Source organism: Arthrobacter sp. SDTb3-6, assembly GCF_013376095.1.
Classification (GTDB): Bacteria; Actinomycetota; Actinomycetes; order Actinomycetales; family Micrococcaceae; genus Specibacter.
Genome location: NZ_JAAMFN010000010.1, coordinates 43,473 through 62,165, shown reverse-complemented (window position 1 = coordinate 62,165; position 18,693 = coordinate 43,473). Strand labels below are relative to the sequence as shown.

At 56.9% G+C, this 18,693-nt stretch carries 13 protein-coding genes; 9 read left to right on the top strand and 4 right to left on the bottom strand.

The features are described from left to right. Nucleotides 1–702: 702 nt before the first annotated feature. The 4 genes from G6035_RS07115 (at nt 703) to G6035_RS07100 (ending at nt 6,546) form a co-directional block, all read left to right on the top strand. Nucleotides 703–2,136: an ATP-binding protein gene (locus G6035_RS07115; RefSeq protein WP_176616387.1), complete on the top strand. Its 1,434-nt coding sequence runs from the start codon at nt 703–705 to the stop codon at nt 2,134–2,136. Then, complete coding sequence (locus G6035_RS07110; protein WP_176616386.1) at nt 2,120–4,870, top strand: Z1 domain-containing protein; 2,751 nt, start codon at nt 2,120–2,122, stop codon at nt 4,868–4,870. The genes G6035_RS07115 and G6035_RS07110 overlap by 17 nt, the downstream gene beginning before the upstream one ends. Next, nucleotides 4,863–5,861 carry a PD-(D/E)XK motif protein gene (locus tag G6035_RS07105; protein WP_176616385.1) on the top strand — a complete coding sequence of 333 codons (999 nt, stop codon included), beginning with the start codon at nt 4,863–4,865 and terminating at the stop codon, nt 5,859–5,861. The genes G6035_RS07110 and G6035_RS07105 overlap by 8 nt, the downstream gene beginning before the upstream one ends. 115 nt (nt 5,862–5,976) lie before the next feature. Beyond that, the gene (locus tag G6035_RS07100) at nt 5,977–6,546 is read left to right on the top strand and encodes a DUF4357 domain-containing protein (RefSeq protein WP_176616384.1); all 570 of its coding nucleotides are present in this window, start codon (nt 5,977–5,979) and stop codon (nt 6,544–6,546) included. A gap of 122 nt (nt 6,547–6,668) precedes the next feature. Here G6035_RS07100 and G6035_RS07095 read toward each other — a convergent pair whose 3' ends face one another. After that, the gene (locus tag G6035_RS07095; protein WP_176616383.1) at nt 6,669–8,294 is read right to left on the bottom strand and encodes a DNA cytosine methyltransferase; all 1,626 of its coding nucleotides are present in this window, start codon (nt 8,292–8,294) and stop codon (nt 6,669–6,671) included. Between the two features lie 549 nt (nt 8,295–8,843). Here G6035_RS07095 and G6035_RS07090 point away from each other — a divergent pair. The 5 genes from G6035_RS07090 (at nt 8,844) to G6035_RS07070 (ending at nt 15,145) form a co-directional block, all read left to right on the top strand. After that, nucleotides 8,844–9,869, top strand: coding sequence for a DUF4192 domain-containing protein (locus G6035_RS07090; protein WP_176616382.1), 1,026 nt, complete (start codon nt 8,844–8,846; stop codon nt 9,867–9,869). A 44-nt stretch (nt 9,870–9,913) separates the two neighbouring features. Then, nucleotides 9,914–10,150: a glutaredoxin family protein gene (locus G6035_RS07085; protein WP_176616421.1), complete on the top strand. Its 237-nt coding sequence runs from the start codon at nt 9,914–9,916 to the stop codon at nt 10,148–10,150. A gap of 412 nt (nt 10,151–10,562) precedes the next feature. After that, on the top strand, nt 10,563–10,973 hold the full coding sequence (locus G6035_RS07080) for a hypothetical protein (protein ID WP_176616381.1): 411 nt from the start codon (nt 10,563–10,565) through the stop codon (nt 10,971–10,973). Then, nucleotides 10,970–14,548 carry a MobF family relaxase gene (gene mobF / locus G6035_RS07075; RefSeq protein WP_176616380.1) on the top strand — a complete coding sequence of 1,193 codons (3,579 nt, stop codon included), beginning with the start codon at nt 10,970–10,972 and terminating at the stop codon, nt 14,546–14,548. Before G6035_RS07080 ends, mobF begins: the two co-directional genes overlap by 4 nt. A 27-nt stretch (nt 14,549–14,575) precedes the next feature. After that, entirely contained in the window at nt 14,576–15,145 is a 570-nt protein-coding gene (locus tag G6035_RS07070) for a hypothetical protein (protein WP_176616379.1), read from the top strand. 147 nt (nt 15,146–15,292) lie between these two features. Here the strand turns inward: G6035_RS07070 and G6035_RS07065 are convergent, their stop codons facing one another. The 3 genes from G6035_RS07065 to G6035_RS07055 form a co-directional block, all read right to left on the bottom strand. Continuing rightward, nucleotides 15,293–16,699 (bottom strand): hypothetical protein, encoded by a 1,407-nt coding sequence (locus tag G6035_RS07065; protein ID WP_176616378.1) that lies wholly within the window; start codon nt 16,697–16,699, stop codon nt 15,293–15,295. 218 nt (nt 16,700–16,917) lie between these two features. Further along, nucleotides 16,918–17,418 (bottom strand): single-stranded DNA-binding protein, encoded by a 501-nt coding sequence (locus tag G6035_RS07060; protein WP_176616377.1) that lies wholly within the window; start codon nt 17,416–17,418, stop codon nt 16,918–16,920. A gap of 59 nt (nt 17,419–17,477) precedes the next feature. Further along, a complete protein-coding gene (locus G6035_RS07055) occupies nt 17,478–18,626 on the bottom strand; it encodes an ArdC-like ssDNA-binding domain-containing protein (protein WP_176616376.1) in 1,149 nt (382 codons plus the stop codon). Nucleotides 18,627–18,693: the final 67 nt, after the last annotated feature.

Sequence of the window (18,693 nt, the reverse complement as noted above, 5' to 3'; positions counted from 1 at the left end):
CAGTGCGTGAAGCCCAACCGCACAATCAGTGCGGGCACACTTGATTCAAATAATGTCCGTCGCAGCAAAGTAGTGCTCGCACTCCTGGCGCCCTGATTTCCCGATCGTAAACAGCGTTCGCTCATCAATCCAAGTCGTCGACGACGGCTGCAATCGAGTGATGCCTGATTCTCCAGTCGCTGTTGAGTTGAATCATCGACTGACTACACCGGAGAGTTCTCGTATTGTCGGCAAAATCGGGTGCAGATCGGACCAGTTCCCATGGCTGGGCACCGGTGCTCACCCGCTGATAACCGTTGACCACATCACACGAATGGCGTCAATTACGTGATGGAAGAACCGAACCGAACCGTCCGGTCTGCCTGCCTGCCTGCCTGCCCAATGTTGCTCCTCTGTAAACGTCGCGGCTGTGGACACACCAACGTGAGATACCCAGGACAGTGGATCTCAAACACTCTCCACAGTCATACCTCCCGCCACCAGTCATCACACCAATCAGCGAGGCGCTCCTTTCGAGGGCATCGCGGTGGTCACATTCCCGTCTGCCATTGCGCTCAGCACAGAGGAGACCGACACCAGGGCACACCTTAGCTAGACTTCAAAGAGGACCAGTCGGGCTGCTATGGGTGTAATCGTCGCACCCGGGCTCAATTTTGGGCTTGATACCAACTGTTGGACACGGCAAACAAGGGGAAGTTTTAGTTGGAGACACGAGAGTCAATCGAGGTTTTGCCTTCTGCGGCACGCATGATAAGCAGTCTCAGAGACGTTGGCTATTCGTTCCGGGGCGCCATCGCGGACCTTGTAGACAACAGCATTGCAGCCAATGCAAATGAAGTGTCAATAACCATGGCCTGGGCCGGGGCAGATTCATTCATCCGCATCGCAGACGACGGAGACGGCATGACTCCCCACCGGATCACAGAGGCTCTACGTTTCGGTTCCGAACGAGACTACAAGAGCGACGACCTCGGGAAGTTCGGGTTCGGCCTCAAGACCGCCAGCTTGTCACAATGCACCGAATTCTTGGTCTCTTCTCGCGCCTTGGAAGGAAACGGTCAAGTCTACGCTCGTCGGTTCGACCAGGAGCTCATCGCCCGACGCAATGAATGGGTAATCGAGTCAGTTCCTGAGGCCGAGCTTCCGGATGAAGCGACCGAACCCCTCAGTGGTGAGACTGGTACATCGGTCGTTTGGTACAAACTCGACCGAATTCTTGGCGATCATTTTCAGGACACCGAGCGTGCGAAGGGCCGATTCTTCGATCACGCCGAAGACCTCGAACAACACTTAGGCATGGTGTTCCACAAATTTCTGGAGGGAACGGCAACAAGCCGCTTGGGGCATACAATTAGCCTCAAAATCAATGGACGCACCATCCAGCCGTGGAACCCCTTTGCTCCCGGCGAGGCCGCCACTAAGCAATTCAGCGATGACCAGTTCGAAATAACGGGTCACGGTGTGGCAGGGAGCGTCAGGGCAGTCGCTTGGATCCTTCCCAGAAAGGACGAATTTTCTTCCCCCCAGGAATTCGACAGGCTCTCTGGTCCCTCGAAGTGGAACCAACAGCAAGGTTTCTACATCTACCGCTCTGACAGACTGATCCAATCCGGTGGTTGGTCCCGTCTCGGAGCTGCTGACGAACATACAAAACAGGCCCGTGTTGCCCTCGAATTCTTCCCTCAGCTGGATGCCGCCTTTGGGATCAACATATCTAAAATGACAGTCACGCTACCAAGCATGCTTCGGGATCTACTAAAGCCCAAGATCGCCGCCCTACGGGGCCAAGCCAAATACTCCTATGGACAAGCTGCCGCTAAAAAGGCGGCAAGTATTACTCCTGATATCCAAACAGAGCAAGACGCTCGACGTGAAAAACTTGATGTTCCTGCACCCACACAACCCAAGTCAAACGTCATGCCTAGTCAGCAGGATTCCATGCCGTCTGGAAATACATCAACGGGAGCGGTGGCTTGGCCTCCAGCACCGGTGCAACCACCCCAGCGCCTTCTTCAAAACAGGAGAAAAGCCTTGGAGAAGGCTGCCGACAGCATCAACGAGTCAGATGCTCTGCGTCGGACCATTGAGGCTCTGATCCTCGACAACCCAGGAGTCGCACATGAGCTTGGTTGGTAATTCCGAACAATTCCGTGAGAAAGCTTTCGTCGTTCGCGCCTATTCGACGACAAGTGGAAAATCCATTGACTATTGCATCGACTTGCTTCATCCCGAATCAAAGGACGGGATCCAGGCATATTTTGATGCAGAACAGAAGGTGACCACATTCGCGAAACCAGGCGCAGTCGTCGTTCCAGGCGGCCCTCTCCCGTGGATCAAAGATTACGAACCCAGCAATGGGTATCTTTGGAGCACTCTAAACAGGTATCTCAGTACGCGCAAACACTGGACGCCAGAGGCCATTGACGACCTCGACCATTGGTCCACCAAGATCCTGTCCTACATAGAAGACCCCAAGGACGGCGCTCCCTACGCCAAGGAAGAATTTCGTGTCGCAGGACTTGTTCTGGGGTATGTGCAATCCGGGAAAACAGCTAACTTTACAGCTCTCATTGCGAAGGCAGTTGACCGTGGATACAAACTGGTCATCGTACTATCGGGAATCCACAACTCCCTGCGATACCAAACCCAACGGCGCCTAGACCTAGAGCTTGGATTGGTCGACGACCCTAAAGGGGTTGGCAAAGCGCCCAGGCAACACGCAATGTGGAACATTACCCAGTCCACTCCTACCGGAGACTTCAAGCCTGGAACAGATGCCACCCCATTGCGCCGAGGAATGCCTGGGCTGATGGTCGTGAAGAAGAACGCAACAGTTTTGAATCGCGTGAATGAATGGCTCGAAAGCGATCTAACAGATCTTCCGGTGCTCATAATCGATGACGAGTCAGACCAAGCGTCCATCGATACGAACTACGACAGTCAAGATTACTCCGACCTTAACAACGCCGACCAGGGAGACTTCTCTGCGGAGAAGGAACTAGATCCTTCCACAATTAATGGGTTAATCAGACAACTAGTTGGAAAATTTAGGCGTGTGACATATGTAGCCTACACTGCCACACCATTCGCAAACATATTTATTGACCCAGAAGCATCTAGCGAAATTCATGGTCAAGATCTTTATCCCGGAAACTTCATTATTAGCTTGCCACGCCCAGGTGCATATGTGGGCGCAGAAAAGATTTTCGGCAGGTTGGCTGTTGACGGTCAAGACGATCCAATTCCGGGCCTAGATGTCATTCGCCATATACCAACCAACGAAATACCACTCCTGGCTCCCAAGAAAAAAGACGAAGCTGATTGGATGCCCGTAGTAACGCCGACACTTCATCAAGCGTTCCTAGATTGGATATTGTCATCCGCGGCCAAATCCGAACGTTTGAATGGTGGAATGAGCAGCATGCTGGTCCACACATCACACAAGACCCAGCTCCAGAACAGCCTCTTTGAAGCACTCACCGCTCATGTCAAAAAAATCCGGCAAGAATGGCTCTATGATCGTTCGGCACTTCGGGAAGTACTTAATGACAGATGGAACAATGACTATCTACCAGTAGTATCGAGCTATGACATAGCTAATATTCGTACATTTGATCAAATTGAACCTTGGATCGATAAATTCTTCGAGCACTCAAGTTCATTCGAACTCATTGCACTCAACAGTACGAGCAAAGATATCTTGGACTACGAAAAAGATGCGAATCTAAAAGTACTCCTTTTGGGCGGCAACCGCTTAAGCCGTGGCCTGACTATTGAGGACCTTACGATATCATACTTCTGTCGCGATGCTAATAATTACGACACCTTGCTCCAAATGGGCCGTTGGTTCGGATATAGAAGTAAATATGCTGACCTCACGAGGCTCTGGACCACCAAAGAACTGGTTTTCAAATTTCGGCATTTGTCCCTTGTAGAGGAAGAGCTTCGGGACGAAATAAAAATGTATGAACAAAACAATTTGACTCCCAGAGAAGTAGCTCCCAAAGTTCGAACCCATCCCGCCATGTTGGCAACGGCAAAAAACCGTATGGGCAGTGCTGAACTAGTTGAACAGACATACTCGGGTCGTCAGCTTCAGACTGTTCGCTTCCTACTTGAAGATGATTCATGGCTAAAGCAGAATGTGGATAACACAAGCATCTTGGTCCAGTCGCTTTCGGAGCCGCATTACAGACACGGAACCAGTCAACAACCCGTTTGGCAAGGAATCCCTTGGGAAACGGTCGTGGGATATCTCCAAAATCTAAATTCTGCACAAGACGCTTCGTCATTCGACGCACAAACCATTGCCGACTATATTCAAAGAATGGCCATAAATCATGCAGAATTGATCAATTGGACCATCGCGATAGTTCATGGCAAATATGATGCAACCAAGTACGAAATCGACTTTGGCAACGACTTTCTAGGCCCAATTACCGCAATGACGCGTAGCCGTCTGAAGTTAGATGACTTGAGCATCGGCGTTCTAATGAATCCCTCGACGGGCGAAGACTTCCGTGCCGGGGATGAATCCATCGGCCTGAGCGGTGAGCAGATTGCTGCTGCCGAACTCGCATACAAAAAGGACCAATCGTTGGATCCAGCCGAACGCAGCGGGATCACTCCTGGCCTGGCCCTGAGATCCGTAAGAGATGTCAGTGAAGGACTGCTACTTATTTATCCAATCAGCCCCTACTCCACAGCTACGACTAAGAACCGCCACGATCTGTTTGATGAACCGGATGGAAAACCGGCTGTTATAGGCGTTGGCATTTCTCTACCGCCTTCTCAAACCATAACGTCAGTCCCTTACGTTCGTGGCCGAAAACGTCCAATTTCCGATGCGGAGGTTGCCTCTAATGACTAGCATTCTCGATCGTTGGAATAACCTGCATATCCCGCCGGAAAATATTCAGGGGTTTGAATTGGAAACCGGAAGCGGACTGTGGCTTGCCGTTGACAGCACTGGCCGACGTTGTGTGGTTCTCTGCGACAACACGACCACGACGATTGGCACGGTCCTATTCGAGACCAAGGGCGTTTCCGCCTCCATTGAGGAACTTCAGATGTCCCATGGACCGGCTGCTAAGTGGATCGTGGTTGTTTGTCGTGACTCACGGTATTGGGAACCTTTTCTAGCCTTCGCCGAATCACTCCAAGAAGAACTCGACACGCGAAGCCAGGATCATGTCGCACTCACGCTCCGCGTACTGCGAACTTGGCGTTGGCTTTGGACCTCTGATACAGCGGAACTAACCGAAGACCGGGCTTTGGGCCTCATTGGCGAACTATGGTTCCTGCTCCGGTGGGCCGGAATTTCTGAATCTTTAGATACTTGGCTGGGACCGGAAGGCAATTTGCATGATTTCGCAGGGAAAGGGGTATCTGTCGAAGTCAAGACTTCACGTTCAACAGCCCTCAAAGGGCCGGTCCATCAAATTGCCAGTCTCCAACAACTGACGCCCCTAGAAAACGGCTCCTTGTACCTGTTTAGTTTGGTCATATCAGCAGATGAGGCCGCCGGGAACTCATTGGGCAAACTGGTCACCACTGGATTGAATATATTGCAAGATGATCCAAGCCGTCAAGATCAATTCCTCCAGAAATTGGCTCAAGCTGGTTGGGTGTCGTACTTCAATCACCAACCGGGATTTTCATTTAGAATAGTCTCAGAACAGCTATATAAAATTGATGACACTTTCCCTGCCCTTACGCTCAAATCGTTTTCTAATGGAATACCAGATACAGTCACCTCCGTTAACTACGCTCTCGATATGTCCGGCTGCACGAATAATCTTGTCGCGTCTTCGGTCGAAAGCGGAAAGATCTATGTCAAGGACCTGATCAGAGTTGATTGATTCAATTACACTTCTTCGCGTGGATCAGTCTATGATGACAATTTGGTCAAATGGATTCTGTCAATTCACCGGGTCGCCCCACTATCGCCCTGGCACATGGCAGTCAAGAATAAGTGTGGAACAGTACGACTGGCTCACAAAGGCGGCCAAAGTCCTTGGATTGGAATCTTCGAGAAAACGAACAGCCACACAGTCACTAATCATGACCCAAGGCGATCACGAATGGCGCGTTGAGGAACGCGATGTGGTGACTGACGAGAGATTCTGGATTGTCTCTACTATTATCGACGGCATTGCAAGTGCAATATATTGGGCCCCTTTGGACGCTTCGGGAGACGAAGACTATTATGAATATAGTCTCAATCCAGCGGTCTATTTGGAATCACGAGATTCGCAAGCAAAAGGATACGCAGTTGGAGGTGGCGTATTTGTCATCGCGGGTGCAGTGGCCGCAAGTTCAGAAGCCCCTTCCCTCCCAGAATATTATCAGAAGGCCCGTCGGCAATTGATCGATCAAGGGGTCCTGTCATATTCAGAGGACAAGCTGGTGCTTATAGAGCATATGTTATTTGATTCACCTTCAAAGGCGGCCTGTATTCTCACTGGGGCGACGTCTAATGGCCGCCAGCTCTGGAAGACCTTCAACGGGGATCCGATTGCCCGCCTTCCCGGATATGACGACTAGCAGCCGGCGATCGAGTGAGTATGCAATGGGCCAATCGCGATCAGTTGGTCGGATGGATTATCCTGGAATCCGTTTACCGCTGAGCCCGCCTATTCCGGAAGAAGCTTGGCCAACGAAGTGCTTTAGCCAGTTTTAGCTATCCGCTTTTCGCTCTTTCCATCCAAACGAAGGGTCTCCACAACTTTTTCTGCGATGAGGCGAGCCAGCAATGGCGGTACGGCATTCCCGACTTGGTGGTATTGCATGGTTCGCGTTCCCTCAAAGAAGTAGTTGTCTGGAAAAGTCTGGAGCCGCGCCGCTTCGCGAACGGTGAGACTCCTCATTTGTGATTCATCTGGGTGAATGTAATAGTGACCATCCTTGGAAATATGGGAGACTATAGTCGTCGCTGGTTCGTCCCAAATTTGAACCCTAAACCGATCGAGAAACGGCGTGTTTATCTGGCCAATGTTCTTGTGGTTGGGCTCTAGGCCGGCGGGCAGATCGGAGAACTTAGGGCTCTTTCCTAATTCGCCAGCCTTCCACGCGAGATGCGCATAACGTTCAATATCCGATTCCATATGGCTTCTTGATTGGTGCTGAAGAGACTTCTCAAGGTAATCGTCGTGGATCCATTTTTGGTATCTTATTTTGGGGTCATCGGACCCGGAATCATCGATGAGAGCTTCAATCCCGGAACCGTCGACGGTTGTTTCAGGCTCCGTGAAATCCTGCACCAGTGAATCGTCAGCTTCGTCAATCTCAAGTGCGCCTCGTCGGGCAACCGCTCGCTGCCTGAGTATTTCCCAGTTCTCGTCACTGTCAAAGCGCATCGGTGAAATCCGTGAACGCAGAATCGGGAGGTCCGCTATGGCGTCCCGCACGGTGACCTTCGGTGTCTCCTTCAGGACTGCGTAGTCAGTTCGCTTTACCACGTCTGTTCTAACACCAAGGAGAATTATTCGATGACGCTTCTGTGGAATGCCGTAATCTTCAGCTCGTATGACGTACTCTTTAGGCAGTATTTTGCCGTTTTTTGGATCAACAACAAGTGACCTGACGTCGTAACTAACCGAATCACTCGGTCGACGCAAATCGTTTAGTATCTGGTCGACCATACTGACACCGTGATTCTTTGAAGAAAGTAACCCTTTTACATTCTCCATGACAAATACCGTGGGTTTGAATCGCCTGAGGATGTCTAGGTACTCTTCATAAAGGAAATGCTTCTTATCAAACGCAAATTTGATGTCGTTCGTTCGGCGTGATCGTCCCGCTAGGGAGTACGCCTGACATGGTGGACCCCCAATCAAAACCCAGTCCCCCGAGGCATTCTTCGGTGAAGCAGCCAGTGCCTTCTTTATCCGATCCCCTACGTCATTGCGCGTTGCTTGGCCCAATTCAATTTCGTGTACGTGCTCATCGGCTGCCTCAACTGCCGCATCTACTCTCGGTTCAGTTGTGAACTCGTCCCAGTCCATTACGCCCGTTATGTAGTCGTAGTAAGACTGAGGTACCCCACCGTTACGCTTGAGATGACGGTAGATCGAGCGAAGCTTTAGAGTCTTGACGGCATTAGCCTCCATCTCAAACGAAGCGACCGTTTGAAACAGGGGGGCTCCTTCGTCTTCTCCGATGCTAGAAAATCCCTCGTTCAGCCCGCCTGGCCCGGCGAACAAGTCGACTACGGGGATGGAGACCGAACCAGCGGCAGGTAAGTCGACTACGGGGATGGAGACCGGATCAGCGGCGGGAATTTCGGATGTCATAGTAGCTCTAAGTTACCAGGTTATGCAGGGGACCCCTGCATTGGTGCTCCACCCAACACGCCCCAACCGGCTCAGACGTGCGGCAACGGTGATTATCCTCTCGCGGTTGTCCAGCGCACGGTCTCCCCGTGACGTTCCAAGGCGTGCGGTCATGTCGTAAAAGGCGGTTACGCCCATGAACAGTCGTGATGAGAACAAGGGACGCTTCTATGGACAGCGCCCACCAAACCAACGGTCAGCTTAGACGGGCATCATCGTCGATGGACCTCTATGAACACATGCCGAACCACGTTGTGCCTTCTGGTACCCCATCATCGCTGGGCGGGCCCTCCACGCAACCAGGGCGCTGCGCGCCGGACCCTCCTCCAAAAATTCTTCCTCGGCGCTCCTGCGTCGCTTATTTCCTCGAAACAATTTTTGCCCCGTGCCCGGTACCCCAAGTTGCCCTCCGGCCCCTAACACCCAGCGGTGATTCCTCTTACCAGAAGGCACCAACAGAGCAGGCGGCCGCGAACAACCAGCCACCGTTCACACAAGAGGAGCAGGACAATGGAACCGATCAGAATCAGCAGCCCGGCAGACGCCATCAGCTACATGGGCCACAGCCTCGGCTACTGGCCGAAGGAAAGCCTCGTCTGCGTCGCCCTCGAGGGCAAGACACTGGGCCCCACCCTCCGCGTGAACCTGCCGGGCACAACGGACCCCAGTGAGTCCTACGCCGAGCGGGTCGCCCACGCCGTTGGTTTCGACCGCGAAGCCACCGCCGTCCTCATCGCCCTGTTCACCCACCAGCCCTGGGGCCAGGGACACCCCAAGCCCTTCGCCGCCATGATCCAGGGACTCGAGCGACGGCTCCTGGCTGCCGGGCTTCTCGTCCATGATGTGTGGATCGTCGGCCCCGAATCCTTCGCCACCTACGACGGTGCCAACCCCGCCTCCTGTGGCAACGAGACCCCGCTGGCTGCCATTGAATCCTGCCTCATGAACGCCGAGCTGGTCTACCAAGGCAGCACCGTCGGACACAACGATTTGCCCGCCATCCCCGAGTTGTTCACCGCCGTCGACCCCGACGCGGTCGAAACAGCCGTGAGCGCCATGTCCACCAACCCGTCCCAGAGCCTGGCCGCCGCCTACCAGTTGTGGATGGAGCTCATCGACCATGGTGGCGACCCCACACATGAGCAGTTGGCCGAGGTCCTGGCCGGGCTGCAGCACGTCGGATTCCGCGACCAGATCCTGGCCGACATGCCCGGCATCAACGAACCCATGGCAGCCACCCTCTTCGGCGCCACGGACGAAGCACCTCAATGGGACCGGATCGACAGCTCCGAAAAGCTGCTGCGCCAGCTGCTCACCATCGCCGCCCCCACCCATGCGGCAGCGCCGTTGACGATGCTCGGCCACATCTGCTGGTGGAAGGGCAGGGGAACGGCGGCCGCGAACTACATGCACGTCGCCCTGACATTTGACCCCGGCTACCACCTGGCCAGGCTGCTAGACCAGATGCTCGGCGCCGGGGTCGTGTCCGGCTGGGCGCAACACAAGAACACCGCGTACCGGAACCACCACCAGTGATTCCACGCCGCCCAGCACCAGAAAAGGGAAGTGAGGTGAGAGCAATGAATGTCACGGTCTACAGCAAGCTAGGCTGCCAGCAATGCAAGTTCACCTGCCTGTCCCTGGACCACGCCGGGATCCCCTACAGTGTCGTCGACCTGACCACGAACGCGGCCGCCCTCGAGTACGTCCAGGACCTCGGGTACTCACAAGCGCCTGTCGTCGTCGTCAACGACCACCACCACTGGTCCGGATTCAACCCCACCGAGATCGAACGGCTCAAGCAAGCGATCCAATAATCACCCTCCAACTGGAGATCCAGTGCTGTATGAAATCCTCATGCGGCACTCCCCTGCGGCACCACCAACCGGCCAATTTCCCCTCCATATCACCGCCGCCCAGATCCCTTCGCCAAGTCAATTTCCTGAGCAAATTAACCCCTAAATACCCTGCTCCAACTGGTACCAAAAAGCCCTTCACACCTTTGGCACCGAAGCGGTGCCCGTCACGGCCGCGTGACGCCAATGTGACGTTTGGTCATGGTGTAAACCGGCCGAATCACCATGGATAGGTATGACTACGCGAACCTGCCCCGAATGCAACACCACTTTCACACCCGCCAGCCCCCGGCAGCTCTTCTGCCGACCGGCGTGTGCCCACCGCCAGCGGCAACGAAAGTACCGGCAGAGCCTCCAGGATGAAGAGCTGCGGATGACCGGTCGAGCAGGCCAGCCCAGGACCGAAACCCAGGAGTCGTTGGCGGCGCTCACCGCACTCTATGAGGCGACCATCCGGAACCTGCGACTCACGGAGCGGCGAAAGCTCTCCAACCTGACACGGTCATTTGAGGGCAGGCTGGCCGAAGCCTACGAAAAGCTCAACGAAAGCGCCCAGGCAGTGTCCCGGGCTCAGTCGAAGGCCGATGACCTGCAGCGCCTGGTGCTGCGCCTGCATCACGAAAACAAGCAGCACGAGCTCAGCGAACGGCAGGCTGTCAAGGACATGCAACACCTCGCCGCCCGGGTCCTGGCATTGCACTCGAACGCGAACACGCACCTTGACCCGTCGACGGCCGCGATCTTTGCACGCCGCGGCTGGAACACGGAAATGGGCCGGTCATGACCGTCTCCATAGCCCGCCTCTCCACCGAGGCCGGCGTCTCCTACCTGCTCAAGACCACCAGCCACGCCGACGTTGAAACCCGCGACCTCACCGGCTACTACACCGCGGCCAGCAACCCGCCCGGGCAATGGCTCGGCGCTGGACTTGCCGGCATCGGCATGAACCTCCACGACACCGTCACCGACGCGGCCGCGAAAGCCCTCTTTGAACGAGGTGAACACCCCTCCACGGGAGCATCCCTCGGCCGGACACCCAACCAGGCCTCCACCGTCACCGGCACCAACGGCCAAACCGTGCGCCGGGCAGCGGTGGCCGGCTTTGACCTGACCTTCAGTGTGCCCAAGTCCGTCTCCGTGCTCTGGGCCCTGAGTGACGCCGAGTACAAGGACAGGGTCATGGCAGCCCACCACGCGGCCATGGAAGCCACCCTGGCCTGGCTGGAGAGCTCCGCCATCCACACCCGCGCCGGACACGGCGGCGTGGCCCACGTTGGCGTCCACGGCGCCATCGCGGCCGCCTTCGACCACTGGGAGTCCCGCTCCGGAGACCCCCAGCTGCACACCCACGTCGTCATCGCAAACCGCGCCCAACGTGTCAGCGACGGTGTCTGGACCACCCTTGACTCGCGCACCCTTTACAAGGCCACCGTGGCCGCCAGCGAGCACTACAACGGGCTGCTTTATGACCAGCTCGGCCGGGATCTGGGGACAGAGGCCGAGGTCCGCATACCCACCAGTGCCGTCCACAATTACAGTTTCGAACTCTCCGGTGTCGACGATGCGCTGATCCGCGAGTTCTCCAGCAGGTCCCGGTTGATCGACATCGAGGCAGACAGGCTCATCCACGACTGGTTGGAAACCCACGGGCGGGAACCCAGCAACGCGGTAAAACTCAAGCTGCGGCAACAGGCCACCTTGTCCACCCGGACCGCCAAGAACCACGACGTGATCCCCCTCAACACCCGCACCCGGCAGTGGCGCGAACGCGCCCAGGCCAAGGGCTTCGACACCGAGGCGGTGCTGGCGGCAACCATCAACCGCTCCCACACCCACCCGCTCAACGCAGCCGACACGGACACTGCCTGGATCGACAGCACGGCCGGGCTGGTGAAGGACCTGGTCGCCAGGCGCCGGGCCACCTGGAACCGCTGGAACCTGATCGCCGAGGCAGAACGGGTCTGTCTTGAGATCCGCTGCGCCACCGCCGCCGACCGGATCCGCCTCATGGACGCCATCGCCACCTCCGCCGAGGAGCAGTCCGTGGCGCTCAACGAGTTCCGCTACTCCATCCCCATCACCACAGCCCCGGACCTAGCATTCAACGGCCGCAGTGTCTTTGACCTGGCCAGCGCCCACCTGTTCACCGATGTCTCCACCCTGGCGAACGAGGAAGCCATTATGGGAGCCCACACGCACGACGCCGGCCCCCACCTCGAGCACACGACAGTCCAGGACGCTCTCCAACAGTTCCTCACCACCCGCGGCGAGCCCCTGCAGGAAGAGCAGTGCAGGACGGCCGAGGCTGTTCTGGCCAGCGGGAGGCGGCTGGACGCCGTCGTCGGCCCGGCCGGGACGGGCAAGACCACCACGATGAGCGCCGTCAGAACCCTCTGGGAAGACTGCTTCGGTGCGGGGACCGTAGTGGGGCTGGCCCCGGCAGCGGCCTCTGCCGACGTCCTGGGCCGCGAGCTCGGACTGGCCACAAACAACGTGAGCAAATGGCTCTACGAATCCACCGGCCCCGGCGCCGCCGTACGGGCAGGACACTACGCAGAAGCCGCACAAAGGTACCAAGCAGCCTGTCAATCCCCACGCCAGGACACTCAGGCCCGGAAATCCTTGGAACGCCTAGCGCAGCGCATGAGTGCCCTGACAGCGACCCAGACAAAGTGGCAGTTCCGGCCCAACCAGCTGGTCATCATCGACGAAGCATCCATGGTCTCCACCTACCAGCTCGCCGCACTCCTGGACCAGGCCACCGGTGCTGGGGCCAAGATCCTGTTGGTCGGCGACCCGGCACAGCTCGATTCCATCGACGCCGGCGGGGTCCTGGGCTGGCTGGAGAGGTCGGGCTGCGCGCAACGGCTCAGCACGGTCTGGCGATTCACCCATGAGTGGGAACGCACCGCCTCCCTGAAACTGCGCACAGGCGACATCAATGTCATCACCGAGTACACAGCCCACGAGCGCATCAGCAGCGGCACCTACGACGCCATGGTCGATGACGCCTACAACCGCTGGGACGCCGACATCCGCACCGGGAAGACCTCGATCCTGATAGCCCCCGACAACGACACCGTCGCCATGCTCAACGAACGCGCCCAGGCCGACCGCGTCGGCTCCGGCGCCGTCGATGCGGAAGCCACCGTGGATCTCAGCGACGGGCTCCACGCCGGACGAGGCGACACGATCCTGGCCAGGCGCAACGACCGCCGTCTCCTCGATGACACGGGCGACTTCATTCGCAACGGCACCCTCATCACTGTGTCTGGTTCGCCCAATCCGGACGGCTCCATCGCAGGGATCCGCCAGGACAACGGTGCACGAATCGTCCTGGGCGCCGGCTATCTCGCCGAGTCCGTGGAACTCGGCTACGCCACCACAGCCCACCGCTCCCAGGGCATCACCGTGGACACCGGTCACACCCTAGTCAGTGAAGGCAGGCTCACCCGCGAACTCTTCTACGTCTCCATGACCCGCGGGAAGGCCGGCAATCACGCCTACATCAGCGAACCCGACCCCCGCGACCACCACGGCGTGGACCCGTCATCCCTGCCGGACTGGCGGGAAATCCTCAGCGCCATACTCTCCATCGAGGGTGCCGAGCACACCGCCCACGAGGCCCGCGAGGAACAACGCAACCAGGCCAACTCCCTGTCCCGCCTACTGGCCGAGCATGACTACCTGGCACAGATCGCCGCGTCCGACGACATCACCCGACTCCTCAACACCCAGTCCCCCGCCCTGGTGGCCCAAATGCAAGCGTCCCCATCCTGGGGCGCCATGGTGGCTGCGTGGCGGCGCACCGCCGGCACCAACCGGCCAGAGGCTGAACGGGTCTTGGTCGACGGCCTGGGGCCAACAGCAGGCGCCCGCGACGTTGCCGCCGTCGTGCACTCCCGCCTGCAACCTCTCCAGCAGCACCTAGCCGCCGCGTCGTCCTTGACGATGGCGCCAGTATCAGTGCCCACGGACCGGGAAGACCTCCGTGTACTGCTAGACGACGTTCAACAGCGGATCACCAAACGGCTGTCCGCGGTGGCCGTCCACGCCTTCGCCAATGAAGAGCCCTGGATGGGTGCCCTGCGGGCACAAACCGGCCTGAAACCCAGTGACGAGGCGTGGAAGTCCCTAGTGCGGGACGTCGCCGGCTTCCGCGACCGCTGGGACATCGACAACCCCGCACTGCCGCTCGGGGCACCACCCAGCGCCACGGACTGGGACCATTCCGATCAGCGGGCCCGGCTCGAGGCCCGCATCACCGCCATCACGACCAACACCTTTGCTGCAAAGCAGGCGCCCGGACCGACGGCCAACATCCACTCAACAGCCCCCGTTGTCGGCCCCTCGCTGTAAAATCGGTACATAGGCAGAGGTTGAGTCATGCGAACGAATCCGATGGTTAAGCCCCAGACCTCCTCGGGCTGGGCAGTCACACTCACCGTGATCAGCTGCGTCTGCCTCGCCACCGCCATTCGTCTGCTCCTGGCCCAGCCGGCGCCCGCCTTAGTCGGCTGGGTTTTGGTGGCTGCCGCTGTCGTATTGGCCGCCATTGCAACTGCCATCTGGTTCGTAAAAATCCGCCGTGCCAAGGCTTGGATCACCAATGCCGTTCAACAATGGGAGCACCTCTCCGCCGTCAAGAGCAAGCTCCGCGTCTCCACCGAAATCACTATCTTGGACATCCACTCCACAGATCCGCTTGGCGCGTGGGCCACCATCCGCTGGAACAAGTTCGGACACATCCAGAGGGCCTGGGTGGAAGCTCTACCCGATGAAATATGGCGAGGATCCGTGCTCCTGATCTCCCCTGATCCTGCCCAAATCCACGTGCACGGACCTTGGCCCGAGACTTACTACCTGATGGCGACTGACTACCATACCTTTGCATCAGTTGCAGCAATTCCCTATTTCACAAATCGCAGGTTTCAGGCCCCAATTAGCACCAACTAACAACGACCTGAATAGCAGTTTCTGAGTCAGGACGAGCACGGTGCGCCCGTTTGCCCATCATCCCGCTCGGTTGCGCCGAGATGAGCAAACGGGGCAATTGCAGAGGAATCATAAATTGGGATTTTCGAAGCAATCCAAGGAGTTTCATCACAGTCCCATTTGCTTTTCCACCCAAGCTTGACCAACTCCGATCGCTGCGGATGAAGCGCTGCCCCCCAAATTGATAAGGAAAGTTTTTAGTTTCTGCTTTGCATTCAATCGAGTAACCGTAGGTGCGTTAGAGTCAGAGACCATCCCGATTGCCGACATCAGGCCATCTTGTTCGCTTCCGCCCAACTGGGAAATAAGTTCAAGGAGCTCGATTGGTTGCGAGCCATATGATACGTCTCCATTGATATGGTGTGCGACCGTACCTTTCACCTTGTTAATAAATTGATTATTTATCACGATCGAAGCGGATGGCGTCTGGCGTAGTTGCAGTATCGGATTTCCAGAACTAAGGGACGGTTCAGTTGGAACAAGCTGATTTACAAGAGTGGATATTGCTTCTAGGGGAATCGATAAGTCGGTTTCGATAAGCTCAGATTCAAGCTCTTGGTTAATCAGTAGGATTCGCTTTTGCCGCTCATGTTTCGCATCCACTTGGACGCGCCTAAGGAGTCTTGCGTACCGACTCACAATTTCCTCTGCCCTATTTTCAGAAAGTCCTAGTCCCTGCAAAATCATCGTGGATGACTCACGGTCCTCGATCGAAGCTACAAACTCGCTAAATTGCTGAAGATCTGCAGTAAATTCTTGATTATCATTTTGGTTTTCTGAAAAGAATTCGATGACCCTCCCATGATTTGTCTGATAGCCACCCTGTCGTACGTTGTGGCCTCGAACGGTACGTAACCATTCGCTGAAGAGAGTTAGTAGCTGAGCAGACTCATTTTCATAGAGCCGACCAGAGGGAATATATATACGAAACAATAGATTGTTTTGATGGTCATCAATGAACGCCAAAGCGAGAATGGATAGTTCAGCGTTTCGCTTGTATGTTACTGGATTAATTTCTGCGGCTTTGAGCATTCCGTTTACACGGATTCGAAGATGTTCATCTATGTCACCGAAATGTTCACGGGCAGCAAAATCATTCCATGTGTAACCATCCCATTCTTCCTCATCGCCATTCGAGTTGTTGGAGGGTGCGGAAGTCGTCGAACCGCCGAAAACTGCTTCATGAACTAAAGCAATATGAGGAACGACGGCTAGTTTATCAAGGAGAGCGGTAGATACAACTTGATAGTCGCCCGATGCCATTCGGGCGTACGTGGATTCATTCAATGTCAAGACGACGCCTCGCAAGTGAGTGGATTGCATAAGCTCGACGATAGACTCCCAGTTCTCAGGCTTGGATTCGAGCCGCTTGACAGCATACACACCACCCATAGTCGTTATCTTGCTTGTGATCGACTCGGTGGACTTACCCACGATGAGGTAGAAGTCAGTATTTGGCTGCGACATGGATTCATTCTGCCGTAGAAGCCAGGGAAGTTGCAGCAGGCGTGTCATTTGGTCGCCAGCAAGAAGGTGCGGTAACCCGGCTTTTCATGATGGTCGGGCTGTCGGTCAGGCTGGGAATTGGTTCTCGACCGAACCGGTTTTTTGATTTTCAGCTTGGGGGTGATCCTGTGACTGCTGACGAGATGTATCTGCTACAGAGGTTGGGAACATGTTCGGCCTCCGGACTTCAGGCTTGAGTGTATGCACTTTGCCGCAACATCGTTCGGTTACAGTTGCATCCCGTTGGAAGACGCTCCAGCCACAGAAGGTGCTGACAACGGCCGCGCCGGCGACGTTCCCCAACTACTGGCCACCCCGGGCTCAGATTGCTCCGGGCCGTGTGCCGCGACTGAAGCCACGATGTGTGCCTTGGGTGCCCGTTCGTAGGAACTTGTCCCGAACCGCAAGTCCGGACCGACGATTTCGGCGACGATGCGGCGGGCTTCGTGCTGGGCGCCGTCCTTCTCGTAGGACCTGAATTCCAGTTCCCCCATGACTAGGACGGGGTCGCCCTTCTTGAGGGATGCTGTCACGTTCTCGGCCAGTCCCCTGAATGCGGAGACGTTGTGGAAGACGGGGATGCCGTCGCGCCAGGTGCCGTCGGCTGCCTGGAAGCGTTGGTTGACGGCGACGCGCAGCTTCGCGTGGGCGATACCGGACTCCCCATAGGAGAGTTCCGGATCGGCAACAAGGTTGCCGTTGATACTGACTGGGATTCTGGTGCCCATTTTCTTTCCCTACCTTTCTTGGTCCCGGTCGGTTTGCCCGGCCGGGTGGCTTGTTTGGTTTATGACGCGTCGATCTTGGGCGAGGTATTGACTGTTTGGTGACCAGTCACTGGCCCGGTGAGGTCGCCGCGTTCGAAGGCGGCTGCTCCGCCAGTGGCTGGTTTGCCGCCCAGGTTGTGTGGCTGGGTGACTTCCAGGATGGAGCGACTGGCGGACGTCACCCGGGCCAGGGTGGAGCGGGCGATCTCGAGCCTGTTGGTCGGATCCTTCCCGACTGGTGAATCGGACAGCTTGGATTGCTCGACGGCGACTACTTGGTTGGCCCATCCTGCGAGGTAGCTCCCGGATTGGGCGCTGCGGTCGATGCCGTGGGCGCGCAGCACCGTGTAGGCGACGGATTCTGCTTCGACTTCGGCCAGGCCGCGGTGGTCCAGTCCGCTGCCGTAGAGTTTTCCGAGTTTGTCGTCGGGCCCGTGGAGGCAGACGTGGCCGAGTTCGTGGGCCAGCACGGCAACGCGTTCTTCCTGGCCCAACCAAGCGCCGATCTGGATCTTGCGGCCGGCGAAGTCCGTGTATCCGCTCGTGAGCCCGTACTGGCTCATGGATTGCTCAACAGTGAAACCCTGGTTCTGGGCGAATTTCACCAGGGATGGCCACAACCCCATGGGCGAGGATCCAACTTCCACCATGGGGCGTGGAATGTAAAGGGGTTGCCCCTCGGTTTGGGACACGTCGAAGACTGCTTGGGCCCGCCACCCAACAATCCTGCGGTGTTCAGCTTCCTTGGTGCTGCCACTGTTCTGATCGGCAACAACGGGTTTTGTCTTGGCGTCAGTTTCCGGGTTGGTCTCCGTGTTTTTGGCCGCTGTCCGTGGAGCGAGGACCCACAGGGCGTGCTCGCCTTCGAGCACGTTGCGGCCGTGGCGTTCCCACTCACGAAACCCTGCCACGAGCAGGGGTTGCTGCTGGCCGCGTTCTTCCATTTGCGCCATCAGCAGGGCGATGTTCCCTCCGGAGTACCGCCACAGGGTCGCTGAGGTGTCCAGGAGCATGTGCCAGCGGCCCGGTGTGGAAATGGCGTTCTCCAGCAGGGCCTCCAGTTGCTGGGTCAGCCAGGCCAGCCGGTCCTCGCTGCTCGGACGTGGGCCAGCGGGGTGCCGACCCACTTCCTCCTTGCCTTCCGGGTGGTTGCTGGTTGCAGGGGCCACGGCGGCCGCCTCCCTTACTTCTAAGAATTTCTCCCCGTTTTTGCGGTGATACTTATCCATAGTGCGA